The sequence below is a fragment of the Variovorax sp. Root473 genome, assembly GCF_001426505.1.
Classification (GTDB): domain Bacteria; phylum Pseudomonadota; class Gammaproteobacteria; order Burkholderiales; family Burkholderiaceae_C; genus Variovorax.
This window is the reverse complement of record NZ_LMEV01000001.1, coordinates 388,453-404,647: the sequence shown is the minus strand read 5'-3', so window position 1 is coordinate 404,647 and position 16,195 is coordinate 388,453. Positions and strand designations below refer to the sequence as shown.

The following is a 16,195-nucleotide window of genomic DNA, read 5'->3' as shown; positions in this document are numbered from 1 at the left end:
ATGCTCACGCTGTTACCGGGGCGCGCTTTCCCTTCCTTCTTTCTTCTCTTCGGATTCCACCCATGTCTCTCCTGAACTCCCGTCGCTTCTCCCGGGGCGTCCGCGGCCTGGCGCTGTGCGGCGCCGTGCTGCTCGCCACCGCCTGCGCCTCCAACGCGCCCACCGCCGACACGCGCGCCGACCCCCGCGCAGCCGCAGCCACCGGTGCGCCCGTCAAGGTGAAGGTGTTCGTCGCCGCCATGTTCGAGATCGGCCAGAACACCGGCGACCGCGCCGGCGAGTTCCAGCACTGGTACGAGCGCTACTGGAAGGGCGCGAAGCCCATGGCCGTGCCCGGCGCGCTGCAGCCCGTGTACTGCAACGCCGACGGCGTGTGCGGCGCGGTGCTCGGCATGGGCAAGGTCAACTCGTCATCGTCGATGCAGGCCATCCTCCTCAACCCGCAGTTCGACTTCTCGCAGGCCTACTACGTGATCTCCGGCGTGGCCGGCACGCCGCCTTCGCGCGGCACCATCGGCGAGGTGAGCTGGGCCACCTGGCTGGTCGACTACGACCTCGGCCACCGCTGGGCGCCCGAGGAGAACAAGCCCGGCGAACCCACTTTCATGCCGCGCAAGGGCTACGAGGAGTACCGCCGCTTCAGGCTGAACCCCGACCTCGTCGGCTGGGCCATGAAGCTGTCGGTCGACACGCCGCTGAAAGATTCGGAGTCGGCCCGCAAGTACCGCCTGCGGTACCCCGACGCCGCCGCGCGCCGCGCCCCCTTCGTGGGCACCGGCACGCACATGACGGGCGACACCTTCTTCCACGGTCCGGGCATGTCGAAGCAGGCGCAGTACATCGCCAAGCTGTATGGCGCCGACGACTACGTGATCACCGAGATGGAAGCCGCCGCCATCACCCTCGTGATCAAGCGCACCCACGGCACCGACCGCGTGATGAGCCTGCGCGGCGCGGTCAACTTCGACCAGGGCAACCCGAAGGAAACCACGCTGCAGCACCTGGATCCGGCCCCGGGCGAGACGGCGGGCGGCTTTGCCGAGACGGTGGAGAACATCGCGCTGGTGGGCACGCGCGTGGTCGACCACATCGTGAAGAACTGGCCCACCTGGTCGGCGGGCGTGCCCAAGCCCTGAAGATCGTCAGGGCTGCAGCACGGGCTGCAGGTGCCACGTCACGTTGAAGTCGAAGGGCGTCCATCGGCTCACCGTGACGCCCGCCTGCCGCAGCCCGCGGCCGGTCCAGGTGTTGCAGGTCTCGAACAGGTGGTAGCTGCCTTTCGCTTCGTAGAAGGCATCGTCGTTCGCGTAGTGCGCGCCCGCGATCGGCATCGCGCGGCCTGAGGGCAGCGTGGCGCGCACATGGGCCACGAGCTGCGCGTACTGCGCCTGCGAGAGCGGCAGCTTGTAGGCCCCGCGCTGCAGCTGCGCGCGCTGCAGGTAGGTCACGTGCAGCAGCGAGCGGTTGCCGCCCGACAGCGCCCCGAAGGCGCGCGCGACCGTCAGGTCGCCCCAGGTCGGCGTGTGCAGGTAGAACTCGCGATCGCCCCAGCCGATGGCGACGAACTCGGCATCGGGCGGTGGCGCCTTGAAGTCGGACAGTGGAAAGAGCTGCAACCAGTCGACGGTGGCCGAGCGGACCGGAAACACCAGGTCGGTGTGCACGCCGTTGCTCAGCACCCAGGCCTCGACGGCCGACGGCTCGGGCGATGGTTTCGCATTCGCCGGCACGAAGACGAGTGCGCAAGCCACGGCCACGTACAGCGCGATGGCGAGCAGCAACCCCAGCAGTGTGAATGCAATGCGTCGCAGCCAGCGTCGGATCATGGGAGAAGCGATCAGAACAGCGACGCCGTGGTCGCCACCGGCTCCGCGCTGCGGGCGCTTGCGGCGGGCGTCAGCGCCTCGGGGCTGCCGGCCTTGGCCAGCGCGCCCACGCGCACGCCCAGCAGGCGCAGCGGCCGTTCCAGCGGCACGCGCTTGAGGCACTGGCCGCCAATCTGGCGGATGGTCTTGCCGTCGTCGGTGAAGCGGTCGATGGTCTGGTCGCGCGTGGCGATCTTGAAGTCGTCGTAGCGCAGCTTGATGCCGATGGTCTTGCCGACGTAGCCCTTGCGTCGCAGGTCTTCGGCGACCTTCTCGCACAGGTGCGTGAAGATCGCGCCCAGCTCGGCGCGGTCGCGCACCGCGTGCAGGTCGCGCTCGAAGGTGGTCTCGCGGCTCATCGACACGGGCTCGCTCTCGGTCACCACGGGGCGGTTGTCGCGGCCCCAGGCCACCTCGTGCATCCATGCGCCGGTGGCCTTGCCGAAGGTGTCGATGAGCCAGCCGCGCTCGCGCGCCGCCAGCTGGCCCACGGTCTCGATGCCGAAGCGCTTGAGCTTCTCGTCGGCCTTCGGGCCGATGCCGTTCACCTTGCGGCAGGGCAGGGGCCAGATGCGGCTTTCGAGGTCGTGTTCGTAGACCACCGAGATGCCGTTGGGCTTCTCGAACTCGCTGGCCATCTTGGCGATGAGCTTGTTGGGCGCCACGCCGATCGAGCACGTGAGGCCCGTGGCGTCGAAGATGGCTTTCTGGATCAACCGCGCCAGTGACCGACCGCCATCGCGCTGGCCGCCGGGCACGTCGGTGAAGTCGATGTACACCTCGTCCACGCCGCGATCTTCCATGAGCGGCGCGATGTCCAGGATCACCTGCTTGAAGGTGCGCGAGAAGCGCCGGTACTCGTCGAAGTCGACCGGCAGGATGAGCGCCTGCGGGCACAGCTTGGCGGCCTTCATGAGCCCCATGGCCGAGCCGATGCCGAACTGCCGGGCGGGGTAGGTGGCGGTGGTGATCACGCCGCGCCCCGTGTAGTCCTTCAGCCGCGGAAAGGCCTCGACCGGAATGTCGGCCAGCGTGGCGCCTTCGGGCAGCTCGCGGATCGCCTCGTCGACGCGGCGCCGGCCGCCGCCGATCACCACCGGCAGGCCCTTGAGCTGCGGATAGCGCAGCAGCTCGACCGAGGCGTAGAACGCGTCCATGTCGAGGTGGGCGATGCGGCGGATCGGAGGGGCGGGGGGCGCAGGCTGGAAACTCACGGTGACAATTGTCTCGCTCTCGGCGCATGTTCGCCTGCGCCCGTGTCGCGTGCAAGAATGCGGCGGAATTTCAATCCCCACGCAGGTGGCGAACGGAAAGGAATGCACGATGGGTGACGATGAGGTGGAAGGCGGCCTGTCGGTCGCGTTGACGCCAGTGCAGATGGCGGCGGTGCTCGGCGGCGAAGACGTGCCCGAGTCGGCCAGCCTCAGCAACCGGCTCTGGGGCACGGCGGCACTGGTCGGTGGCGTGATCGAACTGCTCGGCGCTGGCGTGCTCTGCGTGGCACCCGAGCCCACCATGGTCAGCAAGGTCGGCTGCGTGGTGCTGGGCGCGCACGGCAGCGACACCACGGCCACGGCCGCGCGCCAGATCTGGACCGGCCAGACGCAGCGCACCGCCACCGCACTCACCGCCGACGCCACCGCCCAGGCGCTGGGCGCCTCGCCCGAAACGGGCGCGCAGGTGGGGCTCGCGGTCGATGTGGCGGTGCCGCTCTTCGTGACCGGCGGGCTGGCCGCATCGCGCGTGATTGCGGTGCGCGCGAGCCGCTTCAAGCTCGAACCCGTGCGCCTCATCGAGCACGAGGGCATTGCGGGTTCGAAGGCCGGCGGTCACACCATCCGCGAGCACGTGGGCAAGTCGGCGCAAGAGCTGTTCGACCGCTTCGCGAAGAAGCCCAGCCTGCAGCGCTCGTCGTCGTTCTTCGACCTGGCCACGGCCGAGTCGGCCATCAGCCAGACCGTGCGCGCCAATGCACGGGCCATTCGCGCGTGGTCGCGCTCCGCGGCGGTGGGCTCCAAGCCCGTGGCCTTCGAGCACGACATCGGCACCGTGGTGGGCATCGGCGTGCAGCGCGGCAGCACCGCCGTGAGCCAGCTCACCAGGGTGCGGGTGACGCTGAACATGCGCACGTACAACGGCAAGCCGTTCTACATCCTCACCGCCCATCCGTTCTGACTTTTCTGCCCTACGACCCACGATGCGATTCGAACTGATCGACCACCTCACCAAGGTCTATTTCGGCCAGGACGCCGACATCCTCTTCGGCGAAACCGGCGCCGAGATCATGGCGTCCTACCGCGAGTCGAGCACACCGGCCGAGCTGGCCGCGCTGCGTGCCGAGATTGCGGACTACCTCGGTTCGCACGACGACGTCGAGGCGGCGTTTGCACGCGACTTCCCGCGCGACTACATCCCCGAAGATTTCGGCACGTCGGCGAAGCAGTTTCTCGACAGCGTGCTGGCGGCGGTGCAGTAGCCGTCAGCGCGATTCGACCGTCACCAGCAGCGGCGAGTCGAACATCGCGGCCGGCGAGATCACCGGCTCGTCCATCGGCACCATGTCGCCGTAGCGCTCGCGCATCTTGGCGCGCACGGCCGGGTCGCTGAGGTTGAAGCTGCGGATCTTCTGCAGTTCGCCGATGCGCACGCCCAGTGCGCGGTCGTAGAGCTTCCACACCAGTTCCGAGCAGTAGATGCGCGAGTCCGACCATTCGAAGGTCAGGTCGTACGGGCGGCCCGCGAAGTCCGACGTGCGCGCATGCAGGCGCGCCACGGCGCCGGGCGTGAGCCGCGTGCCGGCGTCGCGCAGCCGCTTCACCACGTAGCGCCCGCCGTTGCCGCGCGCGGTCCATTGCGCCAGCGGCGTGTAGCGCACGGTCGAGACGGCCTCGAACACGTAGGGTTTGCCCTTGCGCATCAGCACGATGCCCATGTGGCTGTAGCGCGAGCCGGTGGCGCGTTGCACGGCCAGGCTCTGCGCCGAGCGCGAGGTGTGGAAGATGATGTCGCCGTCTTTCAAGTCGGTGGCTGCGTGGCTGGCGCCCGCTGTCAGAAGGGCAAGGAGGGCAGACAGCGGCACGGAAAGGGCTTTCGGCATGCAGGGCATTTTGCGGGATGCCGCTTGCGCGCCGCCGCATGCCGGTGCCATGATCCGCGCCATATGCAAACCGTCGCCTCCATCCTCTGGCGCAGGCTCGATGCACCGGGCCACGATGCCTGTCGCCTCGAACGCAACGCCTCGGCCTGGCAGCTCGACGGCGCCGCGGTGTTCCGCACCGAAGGCGGTCGCATTGCGCAGCTGCACTACCGCGTGCGCTGCGACCTGCTCTGGCACACGCAATGGGGCACGGTGCGCGGCTGGCTCGGCGAGTCGGCCGTCGACCTGTCGATCACGCGCGACGCGCGCGGCCACTGGAAGCTCAACGACGAAGCCGTGCCCGACATGTCGCACTGCGTCGACCTCGACCTCGGCTTCACGCCCGCCACCAACCTGCTGCAACTGCGCCGCCTGAACCTCGCGGCCGGCGAAAGCGCCGATGCACCGGCGGCCTGGGTCGATGTGGAAGACGGCGGGCTCAGCGAGCTGATGCAGCGCTACGAACGGCGCAGCGACAGCACGTACGCGTACGAGGCCAAGCGCTTCGACTATGCGGAGGTGCTGGCCGTCACGGCGGAAGGCTTCGTGAGCGACTATCCGCGGCTCTGGGCTGCGGAAAGCTGACCGTCAGTCAAACTGCGCCCGCGCCCCCGCCACCAGCGCGCGGTTGCGCCGCCGGTCTGCCGCAATCTCCTGCGCGAAGTCCTCGATGCTCCCGCCCGCCGGCAGGTTGTAGGCCTCGCGCAGGCGCGCGCGCAGCGGGTCGCCTTGCAGCAGCCGGTTGATCTCGGCATTGAGGCGCTGCACCACTGCCGTCGGCGTGCGCGCCGGCGCGAAGATGCCGAACAGCGAATCGCGGTTCGCCTTCTCGTAGCCCAGCTCCGCGAGCGTGGGCACGGCGGGCAGCGCCTCGATGCGCGCGGGCGCGCCGACCGCCAGCGCCTGCAGGCGGCTGCTCTCGATGTACTGCAGCTGCTGCACCGCGACGTTGGTCGACAGCACCTCGAACTGCCCGCCGAGCGCGTCGTTGAGCTGCGGCCCGCCGCCCTGGTAGGGGATGTGCGTGATGTCGGTGCGGCTTTGCATGCGCACCTGCGCGAGCACCATGTGGCCGATGGTCGCCACGCCCGAGGTGGCCCAGCGCACCGCGCCCGGCTGGCGGCGCGCCCACGCGATCAGTTCTGCAAAGCCGCGGCCCGCGAAGGCTGGCGTGCCGACGACCAGCACCGGCGTGCGCATCACGCTCGCCACGGGCGCGAAGGCGCGCAGCGGGTCGTAGGGCGCGCGCGCGAGCAGCGGGTGCAGGGTGAGCGGGCTGATGGCGGAAAAGGCCAGCGTGTGGCCGTCGGGCGTAGCGCGTGCGAGCGCATCCATGCCCAGGCTGCCGCCCGCGCCCGCACGGTGCTCGATGAGCACCGGCACGCCCAGCGACTGCGCCAGCGGCTCGGCCAGTGCGCGCGCCATGCCGTCGCTCACGCCGCCCGGCGGGTAGACGACGATCAGGCGCACGGGGCGGCTGGGCCAGGGCGACGAGGCGGCGTGCGACAGGTGCGGCAATGCGCACGCAGCCGCGAAGCCGATGCGTTGCAGGAAATGGCGGCGCAGCAGCGGCACGGTCATGCGGCAGCGTTCCCCTCGGCCAGCCCGCGCAGCAGCGCCGCAAAGTGCCGCGCCGGCAGGTTGTCTTCGTCGGCGCGCGACACCAGCGTGAGCGGCGCGTCGAGCTGGCCGCCGTCGGCCAGCCGCGTGTAGGCAATGGCGTGCGCGTGCACGCCGGTCATCGAGGTCGGCACCACCGACAGGCCGACGCCCGCGGCCACGAGGTTCAGGTTGGTCATCATGCGATCGACTTCGGCCACCACGCGCGGGCGCAGGCCCTGCGCGTGGCACAGCGCGAGCAACTCGGCGTAGAGGCCGGGCGCGCCCGGGCGGCGCACGAGGATGATGCCTTCTTCGCAGAGTTTCGACAGCGACAGTGGCTTCGCCGGCTTCTTGCCATTCGCAGCAGTTGCAAAGCGGTGGTCGCTCGGCATCGCGACCCACACGGGCTCGCGCAGCAGCGTCTCGAACACCAGCCCCTCGGGCCGCGCCACCGGCACGCGCAGCAGGCCGCAGTGCAGCCGGCCCGCGGCCAGCGCCTCGGTGAGTTCGGCGGCGTTGTCTTCGCGCAGCTGCAACTCCACGCCGGGGTGCGCGCGGCGGAACGCGCGCAGCGCCTCGGGCATGAAGCGGTGCGCCGCGGCCGAGCTGGTGAAGCCGACCGCGAGCGTGCCGGTCTGGCCCTGGGCCACGCGCGCCATGCGCTGCTTCATGGCCTCCATGTCCTGCAGCATGCGCAGCGCCTCGGCCTGGAACAGCCGGCCGGCGTCGGTGAGCGCCACGCCGCGCGGATGGCGCTTGAACAGCAGCACGCCCAGCTCGCGCTCCAGCGCCTTGATCTGCAGGCTCAGCGGCGGCTGCTGGATGCCCAGCTGCTCGGCGGCGCGCGTCATGTGGCCGGTGCCGGCCACGGCCACGAAGTACCTCAGGGCGCGTATGTCCATATGTTTTTTGTATTGAATAGGCCTTGTTATTTTATTTGACCCTAGGTCACACGGAATCTATCGTCCGGCCGCCTGTTCAAAAAGCAGCCCACCGAGGCTGCATGCCGGAGACACATCCATGCGCACACCGCGCCCTGCCTCGAAGTTTCGTGCCGTCGTTGCGTTGATCGGCTTTTCATTGGTTCCGCTGGTCCTGGCCGCCTGTGGTGGCGGCAGCGGGGGAGGGGGAAGCCCCGGCTTCTTCCTGCCGACCCCGCCGCCCGCCAGCGGCAACACCCCGCCCGCCGAGGAGCCGCCCGGCACAGCGCCTCCTCCGGTGCTGCCCGTCGTGGCCTGCGCCGACCTGGCCGGCAAGAGCTTGCCCGCTTCACTCATCAGCCTGCCCACGCAGGGCGCCACCGTCACCAGCGCCACACCCGTGGCCGCCGGCGACGCGGGCAACACGCTGGGCGATTACTGCCGCGTGCGCGGCACCATCGCGCCGGTCGATGCGGCCTCGCAGCTCATCCACTTCGCGGTCAACCTGCCCGAGCAGTGGAACCAGAAGACCATTCACTTCGGCGGCGGTGGCTTCGACGGCGTGCTGATCGACGGCACCGAAGTCATCCGCTTCGGCCCCGCCGGCAAGCCCGCGCCGCTGGCGCTGGGCTACGCGACCTACGGCGACGACTCGGGCCATCAGTCGAGCAGCATCACCGACGGCAAGTTCGCGGCCAACGACGAGCAGCTTGCCAACTACGGCGGCAACGCGCTCAAGAAGACGCGCGACGTGGCGCAGGCGCTGGTGTTCGCGCGCTACGCCGTGAAGCCCAGGCACGCCTATTTCCTGGGCACCTCGACCGGCGGGCGCGACGCGCTGAGCTACATCCAGCGCTGGCCGCAGGACTACGACGGCGTGATCGCCAACGAGCCCGCGCTCAACTACACCGGTACGCGGCTGTCGAACGTGGCCGTGGGGCGCGCGCTTTACAACAACGGCGCCGCGGGCTGGCTCAACCTGACCGAGACGCTGCTGGTGCAGAAGGCCGCGATGCAGGCCTGCGACAAGCTCGACGGCGCGATCGACAACATCGTGAGCAACGTCGAAAGCTGCCGCCAGCTCAACACGCAGGTTCTCGCGTCGCTGCGCTGCCCCGACGGCGCGGACACGGCGGACACCTGCCTGTCGGACGCGCAGCTCGACACGGTGCGCGTCATCGGATCGCCGCTCGAGTTCACGACGTACTCGCTGGCCAACGGCGTGAAGCGCGCGGGCGGCTACAACCTCCTCGAAGGCGCACTGGTGGCCGGCCCGTATACCACGCGCGACCTCGGCACGCGCAAGGTGCCGGGCAACCCCGCCACCTCGGCCGATGCCAACATGTACGTCACCGGCGACCAGTGGGTGAAGTTCTTCGTCACGCGCGATGCCGACTTCAACACGCTCACCTTCGATCCGCAGAACCCCGGCACGTATGCGGCGCGCGTGGCCGAGGTGTCGAAGCTCACCGACGCGACCGACCCGAACCTTGCGCCCTTCTTCGCGCGCGGCGGCAAGCTGATCATGCTGCACGGCCTGGCCGACGAGGTGATCAGCCCGAACTCCACCATCGACTACTACCGGCAGTTCGTCGCCACGCTGGGCCAGGCCGCCGTCACGCAGAACGTTCGCTTCTACACCGTGCCCGGCATGGGCCACGGCACGGGCAGCTTCATTCCCAACTGGGACTCGCTCGCGGCGCTCGAAGGCTGGGTCGAGGGCGGCCTCGCGCCTGCCACGCCGGTGGCGGTGGACGCCGTGGCCGGCAGCTATGGCCGCACGCGCCCGCTGTGCCAGTTTCCGTCGTGGCCCAGGTACCGCGGCAGCGGCAGCCTCGATGCGGCCGTCAACTTCAGCTGCGTGACCGAGGTCGGCGATCCGCTCGCCTGCCCGAACCTGCCGGCGAGCGCGACGCGCTACAAGGGCGGCAACAGCTTCGGCGAGGAACTGCAGGTGAAGATCGACCCGGCCACCCTGGCCTACACCGTGACCATCGATGCGAGCCACGAACCCACGCGGGTGGGTACGCAACGCAGCGGTTCGCTGGTGTCGCAAGGCAGCTGCAGCTATGCGAGCGGCGAGAGCGGGGCGGTGTTCAGCTTCGGCGCCGGCGGCGTGCTGCTGGGCGGCGTGAACCCGCCGATCGGCGCCGGCTTCTCGCCGCTGGTGGCGTTCCAGAACACCTTCCAGAACGTGTCGCCGTCGACGGACTTCCGCACGGTGTCGCTGATCTTCAATGCGGCCGGCGTGGAGCAGCTCGGCGCGGGGGCCACGGCGGCGTTCTCGTCGGCGGGGCGCCTGCGCAATGCGGGCACCTTCCAGTTCTGCCGCAGCCCGGCGTCGAACAGCTTCATGACCTACGACCAGACCTGCAAGAACACGGAGAAGGGCTACCTCAGCTACAGCACGGCGCGCGGGGCCTTCGACATGTACACGACCTCGACCTCGTCGAGCGGCACCGCCGAGACCACCGGCGGCGCGCTGACGGGCTCGGTGGTGATCGGGCTGGTCAATGGCGTATCGACGCCGCTGTACCTGCGCCGCGTGGCCACCGCCGTGCCGGCGGCCGACACCCCCAGCGGCGTGGCCACCGTCATCCAGCCGGGCCTGCGCCTGCTCGCGGTGCAGCAGACGCTGATGCCTGGCGCGGCCGATGGCAGCTATGCCATGGCGAGCGTGAAGGGCGAGAGCCGCGAGGCCACCGTGGCCGGCACCGCGTTCAACCTCGGTGGCGCGGCCACCACGCTGGGCTACGACACCCCCGTGCTCGGCGTGGCGCAAGCCGGTGCCGGCCGGCCGGGCCATTTCATCTTCAACAGCGGCGTGATGGCCTTCGTTTCCACCGACGCAACGAACGCCGCGCTGGACCTCGGAGTACGCCATTGAAAAAATACCTCTCGCAACTTGCCGCCGTCGCACTGCTCGGCGCGGCGCCCTTGCTGTCCGCGCACGCGACACCCGCCACCGCACCGAAGCCGGCGGCCTGCCCGTCGCCCGTGCCCGAGACCGCGCGCTGCTACACCGGTGAAGACGGCGCGGGCGCCTTCTACTGGATCGCCATTCCGAAGGACTGGCAGCGCGGCGTGCTCGTGATGCACGCGCACGGCGGCCCCGAGACCGGGCCGCCCAAGCTCGCGCGCAGCGAAGAAGACCTCAAGCGCTGGGCCATCACCGTGAAGGCCGGCTATGCGTGGGCCGGCTCCACCTACCGGCGCGGCGGCTACGGCGTGACGATGGCGGCCGAAGACACCGAGCGACTGCGGCAGATCGTCGTGCGTCACTTCGGCCAGCCGAAGCGCACGCTGCTGCACGGGCAGAGCTACGGCGCCGGCGTGGCGGCGAAGGGGGCCGAACTCCATGCGCCCGTGGGCGATGCGAAGTCGCCCTACGACGGCCTGCTGCTCACCAGCGGCGTGCTCGGCGGCGGCAACAGCGCCTACGACTTCCGGCTCGACCTGCGCGTGGTCTACCAGTACGTCTGCCGCAACCACCCCAAGCCCGACGAGCCGCAGTATCCGTTGTGGATGGGCCTGCCGATGGACGCGAAGCTCACGCGCGCCGACCTCGCCGCGCGCGTCAAGGCCTGCACCGGCGTCGGCCTGCCGGCTGCGCAGCGCACGCCCGAGCAGGCGGCACGGCTGAAGACCATCCTGTCAGTCGTGAAGATCCAAGAGCGCTCGCTGATCGGGCACCTGAACTGGGCGACGTGGCTCTTCCAGGACTTGGTGCAAAAGCGCCTGGGCGGGCGCAACCCCTTCGGCAACATCGGCGTGGTCTACAGCGGCTCCGCCGACGATGCGGCGCTCAATGCGGGCGTGCTGCGCTACGCGGCCGACCCGCAGGCGCAGGGCGCGCTCGCAGCCGACAGCCAGCCCACCGGCCGCACCTCGCTGCCCACCGTCAGCCTGCACGCCATCGACGACCCGACGGCCTTCGTCGAGCTCGAGAGCGCCTACCGCCGCATCCGCGACGCGGCCGGCACCGGGGGCCATCTGGTGCAGAGCTTCAGCGCCGAGCACGAGCACAGCTACCTCAGCGATTCGGAATACCCCGCGCTCTTCGGCGCGCTGCTCGACTGGATCGATACCGGCGAGAAGCCCACGCCCCAGCGCCTCGCGCAGCGTTGCGCGTTGCTCAAGCCGCGCTACGACACCGACGGCAAGAACGGCTGCCACATCCAGCCGGAGTGGCAACCCCCGACGCTCGAAAGCCGCGTGCCTTCGCGTGCGCCCTGATTTTCTTTTTGACCTTGACGGAGACTTCCATGAAAAAACTGTTCGCCCTCGCGGCGATGGCCCTTGCCGTGTGTGCCCACGCGCAGGACTTTCCCGCCGGCAAGCCCGTGACCATCGTCGTGCCCTTCGCGGCCGGCGGCCCGACCGACCGCGTCGCGCGCGACCTCGCCGAGGCGCTGCGCAAGCCGCTGGGCGGCGCCAGCGTCATCATCGACAACGTGCCCGGCGCGGGCAGCTCCATCGGTGCGGCCAAGGTGGCGCGCGCCAACCCCGACGGCTACACGCTGCTGCTCAACCACATCGCGATGGCGACCGTGCCGACGCTGGTGCGCAACGTGCCGTTCAAGGTCGAGACCGACTTCGAGTACCTGGGCATCGTCAACGACGTGCCCATGACGCTCATCGCCAAGCCCAGCCTGCCCGCCACCAACTACAAGGAACTGACGGCCTGGATCGCTGCCAACAAGGGCAAGATCAACCTGGGCAACGCGGGCATCGGCTCGGCCTCGCACCTGTGCGGCCTGCTCTACCAGAGCGCCATGAAGACCGAGATGACACCGGTGCCCTACAAGGGCACGGCGCCCGCCATCACCGACCTGATCGGAGGCCAGATCGACCTGCTGTGCGACCAGAGCACCAACACCTCGCCACAGATCGAGGCCAGGAAGGTCAAGGCCTATGCGGTGACCACGCCCAGGCGCCTGGCCACGCCGCTCTTGAAAGACCTGCCCACGCTCGACGAGGCCGGCCTGAAGAACTTCCAGGTGACGATCTGGCACGGCCTGTACGCGCCCAAGGGCACGCCGGCGCCGGTGCTCAGGAAGATCAGCGATGCGCTGAAGGCGGCACTGAAGGACGCCGACTTCATCAAGCGCGAGGAAGCACTCGGCGCCGTGGTCGCCACGGATGGCCGCATCGAGCCCGAGGGGCACAAGAAGTTCGTGGCGGCGGAGATCGCGAAGTGGAGTCCGATCATCAAGGCGGCGGGGGTGTACGCGGATTGAGCTTGTCGGCCGCGCGCATCGCGCTCAGAGCCCGTGGATGGCAACGGTGGCCCAGAAGGCGGCCCACACGCCGATCAGCCCCAGCAGTGCCATGACGGCGACGTAGGCGATGAAGTACGTCACGCGTCTTGCGATGCTGGGGGTGGCTGGAACCTGCCACCAGTAGATCAGCACCGCCCACAAGAGCAGGGCGCCGGCGATGAGCGCGACGAAAGGTCCGGTCAAGGTCAGGGCCTGACGTCGTTCCAGGCCAGTGAGCAGGACATTGAGGACCAGGATCGAGGCGGCCCATGACAGCATGCTCAGCACCGGCCGAGAACCGACACCCGTCGGATCGCTTCGCGTGGTGGTATCTGAGTTCTGTACTGTCATTCGCGCTCTCCCTGTTGGACGGTTGTGGCCTCCGAAAAATCATGGGGAGAACCGTCTCATGCGCTCGCCGCAGGTCGTGCGGAAATCATCGATGACCGTGCCGCAAGTAGCTTGTGGGCCGCTTCGCGCGAAACCAGCAGCCACAGATCCTTGAGCTGACTGTAGAGCACGACGTACCCGCTCTTCCCGTGCATGAGCCGGTGGCGTTCTTCCCTCACACTGAGCCAATCGGGAGGCGCCCGAGCGACCACTGGTCGTGATGCAGGTAGCTTGCCTGTTGTGGCAACCGCAGGCTCGCCCGAAACGCAATCACCACCATCGCGCTCGCATACCGGAAGAACGTCGACTCGTGCTCCGGTGACTCACTGGTTTGTCGCAGATGTTCCCTTGGGGAGAGCTCATGCGATACCATCGCCGAGCACGTTCTGAAGGGGATTCCGAGAGCCTGCAAGGGAGGACATTCCCGCTTGGCCTGCCGCACAGATTCAGGCCTGCGAAGTTGTCCAGAACGATTAATACAAACGTCGGACAGCCATGTCGAGTCTCGTCTCCATTTTTCATGGTGCATCCTTCAGCCAGAAGGATCGCCTGTTGCGTTTGAGTTTTCCACTCGACGACGGACCCTCTGCCACAGACTCGTTTGGCCGCGTCTCGAAGGTTCGTCTGGTGGTAGATCGGCTCGATGCAGAAGAGGGACTGAGCCGCGACTTCAAGTACAGCTTGATTCTTTTGGCTGACAAGGTCGGCATTGCCCTCAAGGACATGATGGGCAAGCTCCTGGTGGTGAGCCTGGTGCGCGCAGACGGCACGTTGCGCCATTTCAGCGGGTATGTCTTCGAGTTCTCTCTCATCAAGAGCGACGCTGGCGTTGCGCACTACCGTGCAGTGCTTCGCCCTTGGTTGCACTACCTCACGCTGCGGCGAAATGATCGGCTCTTTCACCAGAAGAACCTGCACGACCAGGCCGCCGACATCCTGGCGGACTATGGCGTGCTGCCCGCGTGGGACTGGCGGGTGCGGGGGGAGGATGGGCCGTTCACGATGGCGTGCCAGTTCGGCGAGAGCGATCACAACTATCTTCATCGCCGTCTCGAAGCGGCGGGCTGCGTCTATTGGTACGAACACGATGCGCAGGGCCACAAGTGGGTCGTGAGTGACGACACCACGCTGGCCCGCCCGATCGACGGCAATGTCGAAGTGCGTTTCCAGAACGCAGGCGGAACACAGGAGGAGGACGCCATCGTCGACATCTCGCCTGTGCGCGGAATGGCCTCGGGGTATTCCGCCTTGAGCGGCTTCGACTTCAAGAGCCCGCGTGCCGTCCATGTGGAGGCGCCCACGGTCAATCGACAGGGTGAGGTGCCGTCGCTGGAGGTGCATGAATATGCGGGGGCCTATGGATTCAAGAACCGGTTGGACGGCGACGCGCTGACGCGCCGACGCATGGAGGAGATCGAGGCGAAGGCCAAGCATTTCGAAGCGGCGGGCAACAACCGCCGGGTCCTGCCCGGGCGGTTCTTTCAACTGACCGATCACTTCGACATCAAGGGCGTGCCCGACGGGGAGTTGCTGGTGATCGACGTGCATCACCGCGCGACGAACAACTATCTGCAGGAAGCAGACGAACTGGCGGGCTACAGCAACACATTGACGTGCATTCGCAAGTCGATTCCCTGGCGTCCCGGGCGGGGCTTCGAGAGCGTCGACACGAAGATCCTCACGGTGCAGACCGCCACGGTGGTCGGCCCTGCGGGCGAGGGCAGCCTGCACGTCGACGAATACGGACGAATCCGGGTGCAGTTTCACTGGGACCGCATCGGCGCCTTCGATGAACGCAGCAGCGCCTGGGTTCGCGTGAGCAGCAACTGGGCCGGCGGCGAGAAAGGGCTGCTGTCATTGCCGCGCGTGGGCTCCGAGGTGATCGTGCAATGGCTCGACGGCAATCCGGACCATCCCATCGTCATGGGCAGCGTCTACAACCAGAACTACATGCCGCCGTGGACCTTGCCGGACCAGAAGGCGCTGTCCGGTATCCGCAGCCGAGAATTGGCCGACGACGCCGGAAACAGCCCGGGCGGGAAGTCCAACCATGTGATCCTCGACGATACGGCCGGGCAGTTGCAGGTGAAGGTGCGCAGCGATCCGGATGCCAGCGAGTTGAACCTGGGTCATATCGTTCGCATCGACAGCACGCGAGGACGCACCGACCAGCGCGGCCAGGGCTTCGAACTGCGCACCGAGGGCCATGGGGCACTTCGTTCCGCGAAGGGCTTGCTCCTCACGACCGAGGCGCGCCCCAATGCCCAAGCACACGTGACGGACATGCCCGAGACGGTCGCGCGCCTGACGCAGGCGCGCGACCAACACGAGGCGCTGTCGGAGGCCGCGCAGCAGGCCAAGGCGCAGGAGGCTGGCGACCAGGATGAAGTGACCAAGGCGATCAAGGGCCAGAACGATGCCTTGAAGGGAAATGGCGGCAACCGGTCGGAAGGTGTCTTTCCCGAGTTCCAGGAGCCTCACCTCACCTTGGCGAGCCCTGTGGGCATCGAGACCACGACTGGCGGGTCGACGCACATGGCGAGCGACCAGCACAACGCCCTGACCAGTGGCGCCCACACCAGCATTGCCGCGGGCAAGAGCACGCTGATCAGCGCCAAGGAGGCTGTTCGCATCGCCGCTTTCGAGAAAGGCATTCGTCTCGTCGCCGCTGCGGCCGACATCGACATTCGGGCGCTGAAGGACTGCATCAATGTGCTGGCCAAGATGAACGTGTCCGTCGAAGGTGAGGACATTCTCATCAAGGCGCGCAACAACATCAGGATCGAAGCCGGCAAGGAAGTGCTCGTCAATGGCGGCACCAGCTACACGACGTGGAATGCAGCGGGCATCGAGCATGCCACCAAAGGGGTGTACCGCGAATGGGCAGGCTCTCATAGCCTGGTCGGTCCCAAGAGTCAGCCGGTGCCGGGAACGCAGACGCTGCCGGGTGCGACGGTTCTGTGCGTGGATTGCCTGATGAAGGCGCTGCGCGCCGGCTCCGTGGTCGCGAAGGTCTGATCC

The 16,195-nt window shown here is 68.2% G+C and carries 14 protein-coding genes; 8 read left to right on the top strand and 6 right to left on the bottom strand.

All coding sequences use genetic code 11. The features are described from left to right. Nucleotides 1–62: 62 nt before the first annotated feature. Nucleotides 63–1,136, top strand: a complete 1,074-nt coding sequence (locus ASD34_RS01900; RefSeq protein WP_056572227.1) for a purine-nucleoside phosphorylase — start codon at nucleotides 63–65, stop codon at nucleotides 1,134–1,136. A gap of 6 nt (nucleotides 1,137–1,142) precedes the next feature. Here ASD34_RS01900 and ASD34_RS01895 read toward each other — a convergent pair whose 3' ends face one another. Continuing rightward, complete coding sequence (locus tag ASD34_RS01895; protein WP_056572225.1) at nucleotides 1,143–1,826, bottom strand: TIGR02117 family protein; 684 nt, start codon at nucleotides 1,824–1,826, stop codon at nucleotides 1,143–1,145. 11 nt (nucleotides 1,827–1,837) lie between these two features. Next, nucleotides 1,838–3,022 carry a Y-family DNA polymerase gene (locus ASD34_RS01890; protein WP_157609610.1) on the bottom strand — a complete coding sequence of 395 codons (1,185 nt, stop codon included), beginning with the start codon at nucleotides 3,020–3,022 and terminating at the stop codon, nucleotides 1,838–1,840. 166 nt (nucleotides 3,023–3,188) lie between these two features. Here ASD34_RS01890 and ASD34_RS01885 point away from each other — a divergent pair, with 166 nt between their 5' ends. Both ASD34_RS01885 and ASD34_RS01880 read left to right on the top strand, forming a co-directional pair. Continuing rightward, on the top strand, nucleotides 3,189–4,040 hold the full coding sequence (locus ASD34_RS01885; RefSeq protein WP_056572222.1) for an RNase A-like domain-containing protein: 852 nt from the start codon (nucleotides 3,189–3,191) through the stop codon (nucleotides 4,038–4,040). Nucleotides 4,041–4,062: 22 nt separating this feature from the next. Continuing rightward, entirely contained in the window at nucleotides 4,063–4,341 is a 279-nt protein-coding gene (locus ASD34_RS01880) for a contact-dependent growth inhibition system immunity protein (RefSeq protein WP_056572221.1), read from the top strand. A gap of 3 nt (nucleotides 4,342–4,344) precedes the next feature. Here ASD34_RS01880 and ASD34_RS01875 read toward each other — a convergent pair whose 3' ends face one another. Further along, nucleotides 4,345–4,962 carry a YiiX family permuted papain-like enzyme gene (locus ASD34_RS01875; RefSeq protein WP_235509941.1) on the bottom strand — a complete coding sequence of 206 codons (618 nt, stop codon included), beginning with the start codon at nucleotides 4,960–4,962 and terminating at the stop codon, nucleotides 4,345–4,347. 63 nt (nucleotides 4,963–5,025) lie between these two features. On the opposite strand from ASD34_RS01875, the gene ASD34_RS01870 reads away from it, so the two are divergent. After that, entirely contained in the window at nucleotides 5,026–5,586 is a 561-nt protein-coding gene (locus tag ASD34_RS01870; RefSeq protein ID WP_056572220.1) for a putative glycolipid-binding domain-containing protein, read from the top strand. Between the two features lie 3 nt (nucleotides 5,587–5,589). On the opposite strand, the gene ASD34_RS01865 is transcribed toward ASD34_RS01870, so the two are convergent. After that, the gene (locus ASD34_RS01865; protein WP_056572219.1) at nucleotides 5,590–6,582 is read right to left on the bottom strand and encodes a Bug family tripartite tricarboxylate transporter substrate binding protein; all 993 of its coding nucleotides are present in this window, start codon (nucleotides 6,580–6,582) and stop codon (nucleotides 5,590–5,592) included. Next, entirely contained in the window at nucleotides 6,579–7,505 is a 927-nt protein-coding gene (locus tag ASD34_RS01860) for a LysR family transcriptional regulator (protein ID WP_056572218.1), read from the bottom strand. The genes ASD34_RS01865 and ASD34_RS01860 overlap by 4 nt, the downstream gene beginning before the upstream one ends. A 118-nt stretch (nucleotides 7,506–7,623) precedes the next feature. Between ASD34_RS01860 and ASD34_RS01855 the strand changes: the two genes are divergently transcribed. Genes ASD34_RS01855 through ASD34_RS01845 form a run of 3 tightly spaced genes read left to right on the top strand, consistent with a single transcriptional unit; the run spans nucleotide 7,624 to nucleotide 12,763 of the window. Next, complete coding sequence (locus tag ASD34_RS01855) at nucleotides 7,624–10,410, top strand: tannase/feruloyl esterase family alpha/beta hydrolase (RefSeq protein ID WP_056572216.1); 2,787 nt, start codon at nucleotides 7,624–7,626, stop codon at nucleotides 10,408–10,410. Then, nucleotides 10,407–11,759: an alpha/beta hydrolase family protein gene (locus ASD34_RS01850; RefSeq protein WP_056572214.1), complete on the top strand. Its 1,353-nt coding sequence runs from the start codon at nucleotides 10,407–10,409 to the stop codon at nucleotides 11,757–11,759. Before ASD34_RS01855 ends, ASD34_RS01850 begins: the two co-directional genes overlap by 4 nt. Nucleotides 11,760–11,788: 29 nt before the next feature. Beyond that, nucleotides 11,789–12,763, top strand: coding sequence for a tripartite tricarboxylate transporter substrate-binding protein (locus ASD34_RS01845; RefSeq protein ID WP_056572212.1), 975 nt, complete (start codon nucleotides 11,789–11,791; stop codon nucleotides 12,761–12,763). Between the two features lie 24 nt (nucleotides 12,764–12,787). Here the strand turns inward: ASD34_RS01845 and ASD34_RS01840 are convergent, their stop codons facing one another. Next, nucleotides 12,788–13,135, bottom strand: a complete 348-nt coding sequence (locus tag ASD34_RS01840) for a hypothetical protein (protein WP_157609603.1) — start codon at nucleotides 13,133–13,135, stop codon at nucleotides 12,788–12,790. Between the two features lie 534 nt (nucleotides 13,136–13,669). Here ASD34_RS01840 and ASD34_RS01835 point away from each other — a divergent pair. Then, entirely contained in the window at nucleotides 13,670–16,192 is a 2,523-nt protein-coding gene (locus tag ASD34_RS01835; RefSeq protein WP_056572208.1) for a type VI secretion system Vgr family protein, read from the top strand. Nucleotides 16,193–16,195 lie beyond the last annotated feature (3 nt).